General features: G+C 39.4%; 15 protein-coding genes and 1 other RNA gene. 11 read left to right on the forward strand and 5 right to left on the reverse strand.

Annotated elements, in window-relative coordinates; genetic code table 11:
- The first annotated feature begins 35 nt into the window (after positions 1-35).
- Together A9970_RS18300 and rsmG are read left to right on the forward strand one after the other, a co-directional pair.
- Positions 36-1,178 carry a glycosyltransferase gene (locus tag A9970_RS18300; RefSeq protein WP_182983297.1) on the forward strand — a complete coding sequence of 381 codons (1,143 nt, stop codon included), beginning with the start codon at positions 36-38 and terminating at the stop codon, positions 1,176-1,178.
- Positions 1,179-1,200: 22 nt separating this feature from the next.
- Positions 1,201-1,836 (forward strand): 16S rRNA (guanine(527)-N(7))-methyltransferase RsmG, encoded by a 636-nt coding sequence (rsmG, locus tag A9970_RS18305; protein WP_182983298.1) that lies wholly within the window; start codon positions 1,201-1,203, stop codon positions 1,834-1,836.
- On the opposite strand, the gene A9970_RS18310 is transcribed toward rsmG, so the two are convergent.
- Together A9970_RS18310 and A9970_RS18315 are read right to left on the reverse strand one after the other, a co-directional pair.
- Positions 1,837-2,427, reverse strand: a complete 591-nt coding sequence (locus A9970_RS18310; RefSeq protein WP_182983299.1) for a hypothetical protein — start codon at positions 2,425-2,427, stop codon at positions 1,837-1,839. It lies immediately after the preceding gene.
- Positions 2,428-2,502: 75 nt separating this feature from the next.
- On the reverse strand, positions 2,503-2,736 hold the full coding sequence (locus tag A9970_RS18315) for a hypothetical protein (RefSeq protein WP_120333516.1): 234 nt from the start codon (positions 2,734-2,736) through the stop codon (positions 2,503-2,505).
- A 262-nt stretch (positions 2,737-2,998) separates the two neighbouring features.
- Between A9970_RS18315 and dprA the strand changes: the two genes are divergently transcribed.
- The 5 genes from dprA to accD all read left to right on the forward strand — a co-directional run bounded on the left by dprA (position 2,999) and on the right by accD (position 7,399).
- Entirely contained in the window at positions 2,999-4,117 is a 1,119-nt protein-coding gene (gene dprA, locus A9970_RS18320) for a DNA-processing protein DprA (protein ID WP_182983300.1), read from the forward strand.
- Positions 4,118-4,204: 87 nt separating this feature from the next.
- Positions 4,205-5,710: an MFS transporter gene (locus A9970_RS18325; RefSeq protein WP_182983301.1), complete on the forward strand. Its 1,506-nt coding sequence runs from the start codon at positions 4,205-4,207 to the stop codon at positions 5,708-5,710.
- Positions 5,703-5,930 carry a DUF6814 family protein gene (locus A9970_RS18330; RefSeq protein WP_075991056.1) on the forward strand — a complete coding sequence of 76 codons (228 nt, stop codon included), beginning with the start codon at positions 5,703-5,705 and terminating at the stop codon, positions 5,928-5,930. Before A9970_RS18325 ends, A9970_RS18330 begins: the two co-directional genes overlap by 8 nt.
- A gap of 305 nt (positions 5,931-6,235) precedes the next feature.
- An RNA gene (gene ffs / locus A9970_RS18335) (signal recognition particle sRNA small type) lies at positions 6,236-6,333 on the forward strand.
- A gap of 223 nt (positions 6,334-6,556) precedes the next feature.
- The gene (gene accD / locus A9970_RS18340; protein ID WP_088160245.1) at positions 6,557-7,399 is read left to right on the forward strand and encodes an acetyl-CoA carboxylase, carboxyltransferase subunit beta; all 843 of its coding nucleotides are present in this window, start codon (positions 6,557-6,559) and stop codon (positions 7,397-7,399) included.
- 166 nt (positions 7,400-7,565) lie between these two features.
- Here accD and A9970_RS18345 read toward each other — a convergent pair whose 3' ends face one another.
- Complete coding sequence (locus A9970_RS18345; RefSeq protein WP_088160244.1) at positions 7,566-7,901, reverse strand: hypothetical protein; 336 nt, start codon at positions 7,899-7,901, stop codon at positions 7,566-7,568.
- A 188-nt stretch (positions 7,902-8,089) separates the two neighbouring features.
- Here A9970_RS18345 and A9970_RS18350 point away from each other — a divergent pair, with 188 nt between their 5' ends.
- The 3 genes from A9970_RS18350 (at position 8,090) to A9970_RS18360 (ending at position 9,315) form a co-directional block, all read left to right on the forward strand.
- Positions 8,090-8,425, forward strand: coding sequence for a MerR family transcriptional regulator (locus tag A9970_RS18350; RefSeq protein ID WP_046674120.1), 336 nt, complete (start codon positions 8,090-8,092; stop codon positions 8,423-8,425).
- Positions 8,426-8,618: 193 nt separating this feature from the next.
- Positions 8,619-8,993, forward strand: a complete 375-nt coding sequence (locus A9970_RS18355) for a DUF488 domain-containing protein (RefSeq protein ID WP_088160243.1) — start codon at positions 8,619-8,621, stop codon at positions 8,991-8,993.
- Between the two features lie 13 nt (positions 8,994-9,006).
- A complete protein-coding gene (locus A9970_RS18360; protein WP_088160242.1) occupies positions 9,007-9,315 on the forward strand; it encodes an AraC family ligand binding domain-containing protein in 309 nt (102 codons plus the stop codon).
- A gap of 17 nt (positions 9,316-9,332) precedes the next feature.
- Here the strand turns inward: A9970_RS18360 and A9970_RS18365 are convergent, their stop codons facing one another.
- Together A9970_RS18365 and A9970_RS18370 are read right to left on the reverse strand one after the other, a co-directional pair.
- Positions 9,333-9,827: a metallophosphoesterase gene (locus A9970_RS18365; RefSeq protein WP_088160241.1), complete on the reverse strand. Its 495-nt coding sequence runs from the start codon at positions 9,825-9,827 to the stop codon at positions 9,333-9,335.
- Positions 9,828-9,830: 3 nt separating this feature from the next.
- A complete protein-coding gene (locus tag A9970_RS18370) occupies positions 9,831-10,538 on the reverse strand; it encodes a tRNA1(Val) (adenine(37)-N6)-methyltransferase (RefSeq protein WP_088160240.1) in 708 nt (235 codons plus the stop codon).
- A gap of 97 nt (positions 10,539-10,635) precedes the next feature.
- Here A9970_RS18370 and A9970_RS18375 point away from each other — a divergent pair, with 97 nt between their 5' ends.
- Positions 10,636-11,793 (forward strand): hypothetical protein, encoded by a 1,158-nt coding sequence (locus A9970_RS18375; RefSeq protein WP_145327835.1) that lies wholly within the window; start codon positions 10,636-10,638, stop codon positions 11,791-11,793.
- The last annotated feature ends 166 nt before the right edge of the window (positions 11,794-11,959 follow it).

The following is an 11,959-nucleotide window of genomic DNA, read 5'->3' on the forward strand; positions in this document are numbered from 1 at the left end:
AAAAAAGTTGCGGAAAGCACTTATCTTTGTGAGCTATGCTTGACCTTCACGTATTTTTGGCCAATCTTCCATATATTGCTTTCGGAGTATTGGGTCTTTTCCTATTGATACAATTGTACTACATCTTATTTGTATATAGTAAATTGAGTAGTTATCAAATTGAACCTGTACAAGAAGGAACTGAATTCCCACCGCTATCCGTTATTATTTGTGCGCACAATGAACAGGATAATATTCCTGAATTCCTTCCGAGTATACTGAATCAAGACTATCCCAATTTTGAAGTAATTGTTGTCAATGACTTCTCGACAGACAATACGCCTTGGATATTGCATGATTTCGAAGCAAAATATCCCCATTTAAAAATTGTGGATATCAAAGAGCATATTCGCTTGAAACATGGTAAAAAGTTTGCCGTTAGTATGGGTATCAAAGCATCAAAGCACCAGACACTGGTGTTTACCGATGCGGATTGTGCGCCACAATCCGATCAATGGCTCAAAGAGATTGCAGCAGCTTTCAGACCAGAAACAGAAATTGTACTAGGCTATTCTCCTTATTTTAAGAAAAAGAGCTTGCTAAATCTATTGATTCGATTTGAAACCAGCCATACCGCCATGAGTTATTTCTCCTATGCACTAAAGGGAGATGCCTATATGGGAGTAGGGCGTAACATGGCTTACAAAAAAGACCTTTTCTTTCGTAACAAAGGATTTGCTGCCCATATGCATATTAAATCGGGTGATGATGATCTTTTTGTCAACCAAAATGCAAATCCGACCAACGTTAACATTGCACTGGCAACCGAATCCATTGTCTATTCGGAACCCAAAGCGACCTGGAGGAGCTATTACAAGCAAAAAGCAAGACACTCAGGAGCCTCTACCATTTACAAAAAGCGACATCAGCGCATGCTGGGCACTCAGCTGGTATCGGCAGTCTTCTTTTACATAGCACTTATCGCAACAGCAATTGCCTTTCCAATGTATTGGTATGTTCCTGTTACAGCCTACCTCCTAAGGCTGATTGCACAATGGATAATATTTGCCAACATCTATAAAAAACTAGAAGTAAAGGAACTGATTTGGTGGCTGCCTTTGGTAGACTTCATCTACTATTTCTATATTTGCATCAATGGCATCTTCAGCAGAAAAAAGAAAAAAATAAGCTGGAAATAATTCACTTTTAAAACATGAAGCTTTGAATCCAACAGTTGATATCATCTATAACTATTTCCCAAAATTAACGGATATTCAAAAAGAACAGTTTGCAAAACTTGCCGACCTCTATACATTTTGGAATAGCCAAATCAATGTCATTTCACGTAAAGACATTGATAGCCTCTACCTGCACCATGTGTTACACTCGCTAGGTATCGCTAAATTTGTCCAAGAGCTCACGCCAGGAACACAAATTTTGGATGTGGGGACCGGAGGAGGCTTTCCAGGTATCCCAATGGCCATTATGTTTCCTGAAGTCAAATTCCATTTGGTCGATTCTATCGGCAAAAAAATTAAAGTCGTACGTGAAGTTGCGGCTGGGCTCGGTCTCCAAAATGTTGAAGCAGATCATATTCGCGCAGAACAACTCGACGACAAATATGATTTTGTCATATCACGTGCGGTGACAAGACTTGGAGAATTTACGCCTTGGATACAGAATAAATTCGCAAAAAAAGATAAAAACGGTATTCCTAATGGAATTCTTTACTTAAAAGGCGGAGATCTCACCGAAGAGATCAAAGAATCTAAGCTCAAAGCAGAATTACACCCGCTTTCGGGTTACTTTAAAGAAGATTTCTTTGATACAAAATATCTGGTATACGTACCTATGTAGTTAAAGTTTGGCATTACCCATAGGAAACTGAAGTCGCCTATGGATAATGTCTACAGAATCGAGGTAGTTCGTTAAACACTTATGGATATAAGCGATCTTCTCATAACGATCATTCTCACGAAGCCACTTTAAGGAAGGCTCATAGTATATCCTAAATTTGCGCAAAGAATCTCCCGACAGCTTGCTGTATTCCCCTGTCAAAGGATACCATTCCTCGCGAATCAGATCCTGTTGGTATTCTTTTTCAAACTGACGTTGAAGCTTCCTCGAATTTCGTCCCTTTCGACTGAATTTATTGTAAAGCTTGTTCAGATTGACAGCAATTCCGCCCTGATGAGGCAAGGTCACCATATTTTTCGTATCACCCCAGAAAAAGATCGACTTATACTCCTCCTTTTTTTCTTCCCATTTATCCGCTGCTGATTTACGTTTGATCGAAACAGTATCCAAACGCAAAGTATCGTTTTGACTTCCTTTTTTCCCAATGGTATCCTGATGATAAAATTCCGCTGGATAGACAAAAAGTCCCTGCCGATAAAATGAAAAGTAGACACAGAAAAACAATAAAGATAGAAATCCGATACGTACCATATTTATAATTGATAAACCAAAATAACCAACTATAAATAAAATTAAAAAGTATTTAACTATCTTTAACTTAAGGAACTAAAGACCTAATTCCTTTTTAATTTCTAGGCCAATTAGATTGACTTCTTCATCCATACCGAACATAGGAAGCTCCGTTTCTGGATTCAGTTTCAACCAGTTTGTATCATTGTCTTTAATAATCTTTACGTATTCCACACCATCCTTAAAAATAACATACGTATCTTCTTCCTCAGGGAAAACAGAATAAACTATATCCCCCAATTCGATATCAAAAGGTTCTTTCATTTCCATAGTTAAAATATCATTAATCGTTCAAAGTTACCAATTCCTCTTCTTTCTTTCCATAATTGACCAATATTTCATCCCACGCGATCTCAAATAAGCTCGGGAAAATTGCATTCATTCCATAGCAATCCGCGGGTATTCCAGCAAGCACGTGATCTCCTCCGATTAAGAACTTCGCAATTCCACTAAAAATACAACAAGCCTGAGCAATTCTAACAAAAAGTACAACAGCTAGTTATATTTTTCATATATTTAGATAAACCCAATTATGAAACTAATTTATCCCATAGCTTTGACGAAAATTAAGGGGATTGGCCCTAGAACAGCGCGTCACATCATTGACCAAGGTCACGATTTAGCGGACGTATTTGCGTACTCAAAAAAAGATTTGATGCAAATTCTTGGGATACGTGAGCCAATCGCCGAAGCAATATACAATAAAAGCTATATGTCCGCCTGTGAAAAAGAACTCGCTTTTATCGAAAAACATCAGATACAAGCGTTATGGCTGGAAGACGAAAATTACCCCAAAAGGCTGCGGCAATGTGAAGACGCTCCGCTTGTTGTCTATTATAAAGGGAACCAACCACTCAACAGCGCAAAAGTTATTAGTATCGTTGGCACTAGACATGCGACCTATTATGGCCAGAAAATATGCGAAGATTTGCTAGAAGCCATGAATTGTACCAAAGACACCTTAATTGTTAGTGGTCTTGCTTATGGTATTGACGCTTTAGCACATCGCAACGCACTAAAAAATAATATTCCAACCGTTGCTGTATTAGGGCATGGTCTCGATCGAATTTACCCTGCATCTCATCGCGAACTTGCCACAAAAATGCTAGACCAAGGCGGTTTATTGACAGAATTTACATCCAACACATTACCTGAGCGCAGTAACTTTCCTATGCGCAATCGCATCATAGCCGGTATGGCAGATGTCACCATTGTCGTAGAAGCTGCAATTAAAGGGGGCGCATTAATTACCGCTGAAATTGCCAACAGCTACAATCGCGATGTATGCGCCTTTCCAGGAGCCGTTTATGAAAAAAGTTCTGAAGGCACAAACTACCTCATCAAAACCAACCGTGCTCATATGATTAGAGGTCTTCAGGATCTCGAATACCTCATGAATTGGGAAATCAGCACAAAAGCCGTTGACCAACAGCTTAGCCTTCCTTTGACACTGACAAAAGACCAACAACTCCTTTTTACACTCATTCAGCAAAAGGGACAATTAGAAATAGACCACATGATTGACCTCACAAAATGGCCACAAAGTAAATTGGCCTTAATTCTATTGGAACTTGAAATGCAGTCACTCATTCACGCCCTACCCGGAAAACGGTATAAAACTGCCGGACAGACGGAAATTCAAAAAAATTAGCTCATTTCATAGCATGCAACAGCGCCGAAATGCTATTCGGAGCGTAATAAAAATTCACAATTATACCCAACCAAAAACCAAGAATTAATGAACGAAAACAATACAAAAAGTATCTGGAAAGTCATCGGAGCCTCCTCCATGGGAACACTAATCGAATGGTATGACTTTTTCATTTTTGGCAGCCTATCCATTGTAATTTCCACCAAATTCTTTCCAGCTGAAAATCCAACAGCAGCTTTTCTTTCAACCCTAGCCACATTTGCCGCAGGGTTTGTTGTCCGACCATTTGGCGCCCTATTTTTTGGGCGACTAGGTGATATTATCGGTCGAAAATATACGTTTATGGTTACTTTAATGCTCATGGGCGGAGCAACATTTCTCATAGGTTGCATTCCCAGCTATGAAAGTATTGGTTTTTGGGCACCGCTGCTCGTGTTGATCCTTCGTCTCTTGCAAGGTCTTGCCCTAGGAGGAGAATATGGCGGTGCAGCAACTTACGTCGCAGAACATGCCCCATTGGGCCAGCGGGGCTATTGGACATCATGGATACAAACAACAGCTACTTTTGGCCTTTTCATATCACTCGTTGTCATCCTCCTTACTAAAGGCTTTCTCAGTGAATCACAATTTGATTCTTGGGGATGGCGGGTTCCTTTCCTCCTATCTTTAGTCATGGTATATGTTTCCTATCTTATTCGTAAGAAGATGAAGGAATCACCCGAATTTAGCAAGGCCAAAGCAGAAGGAAAAACAAGTACAAATCCGCTAAAAGAAAGCTTTGGTAACCGCTACAACCTCAAATTTGTACTGCTCGCACTTTTTGGTGCAGCCATGGGACAGGGCGTTGTTTGGTACACCGGACAGTTTTACTCGATGAGTTTCATGAAAACGGTCATGCACCTTCAATCTGACCAGGCCGATACCATCCTCGGCATCGCATTACTCTTGGGAACTCCATTTTTTGTTGTATTTGGGTGGCTAAGTGACAAAATTGGACGAAAATGGATTATGCTCGGTGGGATGTTGCTTGCCGTATTGACTTACCGCCCGATTTACGAATCCATGTATCAACTTTCCAATACAGAACAGAAAGTCAAGGTGAACGAAACAACGGAGGTCCCCCTTGGACCGCAAACAACAGAAATCATTTCGATCATCAAGACTCAATATGAGGACCAGACGGAAGTTACTAGAGCCAGCATGATACATCAGTCAGGAAAACTCAAAGGACAGCCAATGACCAAAACCACAGTCCATCTTGCAGGCAAGAACTATATGCTGCTCGTCCTGCTGATCTTTATACAAGTGATTTATATTACAATGGTGTACGGGCCCATCGCGGCATTTCTTGTTGAACTATTCCCTGTAAAGATCCGGTACACATCCATGTCCTTACCCTATCATGTTGGAAATGGAATATTCGGCGGGCTTCTTCCTGCGGTATCGACATACTTAACGACAAATGCTGAAGCATCCAATACCCCGCAATTCTATCTTGCAGGTTTGTGGTACCCTATTATCATTGCCATTGTATGTTTTATCATTGGTAGTATCTATATCAACAACAAATCAACTCCCGCAACACATGAATAATCTCAAAAAATTCCTCGGCATACTTTGGATCGTTTTAGCATTGTTTACTGCTTATTTCTCCATTTTTGAACTGGCCCTGCCAAAGATTTCAACGGGACATCAGGAAGATCTCGTATTTGGCATCATTATCCTGTGCATCTTAACTCCCATAATCTCCATTGGACTCGGCTTATTTGGCTATTATTCCCTATTGGGCGAATACAATCAAGAAAAAATGTAGTCCAAAAAATGAGATCGACTTTGAATAAGGGAAATTAGACTATTAAGCCTATTCAAAGTCGATCTCATATACGCCAGATTATACTACTTCCGACGTTTCCAAAAGAACAATTACAGCCAGTGGACTTCGCCAAGCACTTATTTTACGCCATTGTTAGCGGATTTACACAGATACCAGCTATTTTCCACCATAAAATAAAGCTAAGAGCAGCTACTAAATACAATTTATTGCAATGATAATCAGCAGCATAAGATAAAATAGCATTTTTTCTTTCCTAAAACTGTTTTTTTTTCTACTTTTGTGGCGGGTAAGTCTTCTACGACCAGCTCCCATTGACTCCCCCAGGTTGGGAACAAAGCAAGGGTATTTGGTTGAGCGGTGCGATAGGAGTAGCTTACCCTTTTTTTATGCCCATTTTTTTTGACTAATCCTCCGGTCCAAAATTCAATTCTAACCTAATAATCAGCTAAATACCTTATATATCCCAATTGTTACCCGCATTTCCCCTATTTATAGAAGCCCTGTTACACAAGGAGTTTTAATCGCTTGGCATGTACATTCAACACAATTATAATTGTATATAAAAGCAAATTTATATAAGTTTGTAATCGAATAAGAACTATCGTATGAGTTGGTTTAAAAGAGAAAAAGCTGGTATTAGCACAGCTACCGCTAATAAAAAAGAAGCACCTGATGGTATGTGGAACAAATGTCCCACATGTAAAAAACCATTGTTGCATCTTGAACAAGTAGAAAACGACTATGTTTGTCAATATTGTGGGCACCACTTAAGAATTGGCTCCAAAGAATATTTTTCAATTTTATTTGACAATAACGAATTTACAGAACTATTTCCTAATCTAAATTCTGGTGATCCATTAGAATTTTTCGATTCAAAGCCATACCCTGAACGTTTAAAGGAAAGTCAAGCCAAAACAGGCCTGAAAGATGCTTTACGTTCTGGCCATGGAAAAATGAATGGTCAAGACATCGTTATTGCTTGTATGGACTTTAGTTTCATCGGCGGATCAATGGGATCTGTCGTTGGTGAAAAAATCGCGCGTTCGATAGATTACTGTATTGAGCATAAAATTCCATTTATGCTAATCTCCAAATCAGGAGGTGCACGTATGATGGAAGCCGCATTTTCATTGATGCAAATGGCTAAAACTTCGGCTAAATTAGCGTTATTGGCAAAGGCAGGACTTCCTTACGTTTGTTTATTGACTGACCCTACGACAGGAGGAGTTACAGCATCTTACGCGATGTTAGGTGATGTAAATATCGCAGAACCGGGAGCATTAATCGGATTTGCAGGACCACGTGTCATTAAAGAAACAATCAAAAAGGATCTTCCAAAAGGATTCCAGACTTCAGAATTTGTTCTTGAGCATGGATTTTTGGATTTCATTGTCGACCGTAGACAGTTAAAAAACAAAGTAGCTACTTATCTTAAATTAGTGGGATAATCATCCTCAAAATAAAAAAGAAAGCGGTGCCAAGAATATTCTTGGCACCGCTTTCTTTTTTGAAAGTGTCTATTTTATCGGCTAGAAAGCATCTTCAATTCAGCTCATAATTGTTGTGCCTATGACCTTATGAGGCTTTTATGGCAGGGTTGAATAGGCCATCTTTTTAAAGATATCGCCAAAAAGCCCATATTTTTCTTTTGGACAAATAATCTGTTTCGCCCTCCCTGTCATACGCTTCCCGCTCAAAAGAAATACGCCGGTAGGCTTTATCAAAATCTCTAAATTGAATAAAATGAACGACAAATTCTATGAGATACCATACATAGAAAAAGAGAATACCTAATTCAAGCGCCTGTCGCAAATGTATACGCTCATGACGAATCAAGTCGTCCTGCTGTTTAAAAAAGGTATTTTTCAGAAAGATAAAAGGATAAATAGTAATTGCATTGGCTTTTCCAAAAGAGAAGAAATTCGTCCAAAATTTGCTAACTATAATCATATATGATGTTTAGACCGTTTTCAAACTAGTCAAACTTAGAAAAATTTCCCTTTATACACAATTATTATTGGCTTCTCATGAATTGTACGATATCCCTCTCGGTCAGTCCCTAATCAGATAAGAGATCGCAAAAATTTCTTTTTGAATTGGAATTTTTATTAAGTTTGCTATAGATTAATCGTGAAGATATGCCGTACAAAGAGCGTGAAATAAATAAATTGTATTATACAATGGGAGAAGTTACAGAAATGTTTGATGTAAATGCGTCCCAAATACGTTTTTATGAGCGTGAATTTGACATTCTACAACCTAAGAAAAATAAAAAAGGCAATCGCTTATTTACGCAAGAAGATATTGCCAATTTAAAGATCATCTTCAATTTGGTTAAAGATAAAGGTTATACCCTACAGGGTGCACGTGATTACCTGCGTGACAACAAATCTGAGGCAAAAGAAAATCAACGTGTTGTAGATTCATTGGAGCGCTTGAAGAACTTTCTTCTTGAAGTTCGTGATTCACTATAGTACCTGAGAAACGTCTTTTAAAACTCCCGCAATAGGAAACTTTCCATCGTTTTCACCAACTTCTTCCCGTCTATCCGAGAGGGAAATTCTTTCGATTTATAGAAGAAATAAGATAACGAGCTGACACATTTTACAGCTGAAAATCATATATTTATTTTACATCAGTAATAGTGTTATTTTATAATATATAGCCATGAAAATTGTGCTAAAAAGAATATATGATGCAGCTTCCCCTAGTGATGGGTATCGTGTACTCATCGATAGACTTTGGCCTCGCGGAATAACAAAGGAAAAGGCTCATTTGTCTGAATGGAATAAGAATCTTGCCCCTTCAAAAGAACTTCGGATCTGGTATCACCACAATCCAGCTTTGTGGGATGACTTCTCGGAAAAATATCGAACAGAACTAAAGCATAACAACTATTGCAAGGAATTTCTTGACCACAACAAGCAACAAGAAATCATTACGTTATTATATGCCGCCCATGACACCTTGCATACCCACGCCCTGATCTTACAGACCTATTTACAGGACCTTTATCAACAATATATCAGCAACAACAGATAATAGTACAACGACCATGCAGACAGCATCTATTTTTCAAAACGTCACATTTCAGGACAAAAAACCCAAAATGGACCTCCTGCTAGAAACAAATGGCAGCAAAGAATATCGCTTGGCTTTTGCAGAAGGGCAATATCTAAAGGAGCATACAACAGCTGCATCAATTATTGTGGAAATTGTCGAAGGCAATATTGATTTTGGCGTTAACGGAAGCAAAATCAGTCTAACGAAAGGCATGTTAGTGACATTAGAGCCGAATGTACCGCACGATCTCTTTGCCATTACCCAAAGTATCGTCCGGCTGTCTATTCATAAAAAAGACTAAAGAAGAATCTAGGTGACTTAACGGTCTTTGAGTTCAATAACCTCCAGGTTCTCAATTTTATCTTTATTGATCTCAAACCGCATTAATGTCCTTACTTTGTGCCAGCCCTGCTTACCTGCCGCCCCAGGGTTAAGATGGAGACAATGGATCTTGGGGTCGAAGATAACCTTTAAGATATGTGAATGTCCAGTAATAAATAATTTAGGTGGATTTTTCATCAATTCCCCTTTTATGCGTGCAGCATATTTCCCCGGATAACCACCAATATGTGTCATAAATACGTCCACTTCCTCACACCTAAACCTCAAATCTTCTGGAAATTGTAAACGAATTTCCTGACCATCAATGTTTCCGTATACTCCGCGCAGTGGCTTAAAAGCGGCTAACCGATCCGCAACATCAGGATCACCAAAATCGCCCACATGCCATATCTCGTCGCAGGCTGCAAAATGAGTAAATACAGCTTCATCTAAAAAAGAATGTGTATCCGAGAGTAATCCGATCTTTGTCATCACTTAAAAAGCTAAAAAATAAGGTGCCAAGGCATTTCGATAAGCTTCTGAATAAATACCCTTGGCGGCATAAATAACAAACGTACGTTGAGCGAGCAGTTCGACGCGTAAGCGTTCAAATGTAACGATTTTCCGAATGGCCGACTCCCCTTCAAAGGAGCTTATTTGTACTTCACTGGAACAGTATAATCCCCTTTCCGCCGAAATTTTAGTCAACGTTTCCGCTAATGCCGTTGGAACGATCAACACTAATTTTCCCCGATCCGATAAACGTAAAGCGGCGAAATCCAGCAGTTCAGCAAAAAAATCCAGATCGGTATGTCGCGCCAGCTTCTTGCGTTCATCCGGGTTATGTAAGGAATCTGTATAAAAGGGTGGATTTGATACGATCAGATCGTAATGCCCTTGTACATCCATTTGTTGAAAGGAGGAAGCATGCAGCACTAAACGTTCCTGGAAAATGGAATTACGGAAGTTTCTGTCAGCCATCGCAGCAGCCAAAGGGTCAATTTCGACAGCCTCTACCCTACTGTCTACGAGCCGTTGAGCCAACATCAATGCAATGACTCCCGTACCTGTACCTACGTCCAGTATCCGGTCCACAGGTTCTACTTCCAGCAAGGAAGCCAGCAGTACACCATCTGTGTTAATTTTCATTGCACAGTCAGACTGATCAACCTCAAACTGTTTAAACCGAAATATCGACGCCATACATCAAAGATAAAACTTTTAGAACCTTTGGTACAAACAAACCAGTGTATCCTGCAATTTATTTGCTAATTTAGTCAGCAACAAATCTATATAAGCCATGAATATCCGTCAGCTTGCTTTTATGATATTGATCATCATCGGTGTGCTTCCTACAAAACTATTGCATGCACAAGAGAATTGTGACCGGCATACAACTGAAATACTTCCCTTATTGACAAAAACATTGAACAACAATGACTTTGACAAAATTGATCCTTTACTCAATAGTATACAAGCTAGCTGTGGTACCAACGAGTTTGTACAGCGTTTACGTATTCTTATATACATCATTGAAAAAAAGAATACCACAACAGAGATCAAAAATTATATAGACAATCAATTCGATAAAAATTTTCTACAAAGACTGGATGCGGCAGACCAGGACGATTTTACAACACAATACGAACAGCATAAGGAAAAATACAATTTCGTGCCATTAAGACATCCCCTGGAGGGCATGATAAAAGTAAGAGCCAAAGCCCTGCTTGCTTCCGATAGTTATACGTTAACCGATCAGGAAAAAACTATTTTAGAGCTTTTTTCAGATACTGAAGTTGCCAATGCCGTACAAGACCAACAAGCTAACGAACAAGATAATCAACAGCGGTTTCCAGTCCCCAAAGTGTACAGAGATAGACAGAAAGCCAAACTGGGCTATGTTCCTTCAATCGGCGTAGTCACCCCACTTGGCGGAGCCAACAAAATTTTCGGAACCAACATAAACTTTGGATTTATGCTGATGAGCTCGCTGGAAAGAAAATTTATTTTCGAAGGTGGCTTCAAGGTGCGCATCAACTCAAACGACCGCAATATTGATTACAATTACGAGGGCTCCAATGTTTCGGTCAATTCTTCAGCGACCGCATTTATGGGCGGTGCTGTAGGTTACAAAGTTTTTGACAACGACAAATTTATACTGATTCCAAAAGGTATCCTTGGCATAGATATTACAGATACCGGCATCACAGAAAGTGCTTATTCCTCCGGTTATTATGATCCGGATGGTTATTATTATGATGGCGGATACACCGATCGTATGGTAACCATCAATAATGTGCACTTAGGACTTGGTCTCGCATCCCTATTTCGCATGAAAAACCAAAAGTACATTGGTTTCGAACTCGGCTATCATTACACGCCTTATGATGCAAGCAGCAAGGTATTGATCCCGATACAGGCAAATTATGGAAGCTTGGAGCTATTCTTCAGGTTTTAGGCAAATAGCCCTCAAAAACCTGATGACTTCGCAGACACCAACAGCAATGAAAGCGAGCTGAAGGTTCTTTCTGGCCAATAAGACCAGACACTTTCAGAAAAAAATACGCCAGATGATGTCTATCTTAAAAAACATCATCTGGCGTATATAAATCGAAAAAAATTCC

The sequence above is a fragment of the Sphingobacterium sp. UME9 genome, from assembly GCF_014170215.1.
Lineage (GTDB): Bacteria > Bacteroidota > Bacteroidia > Sphingobacteriales > Sphingobacteriaceae > Sphingobacterium > Sphingobacterium paramultivorum.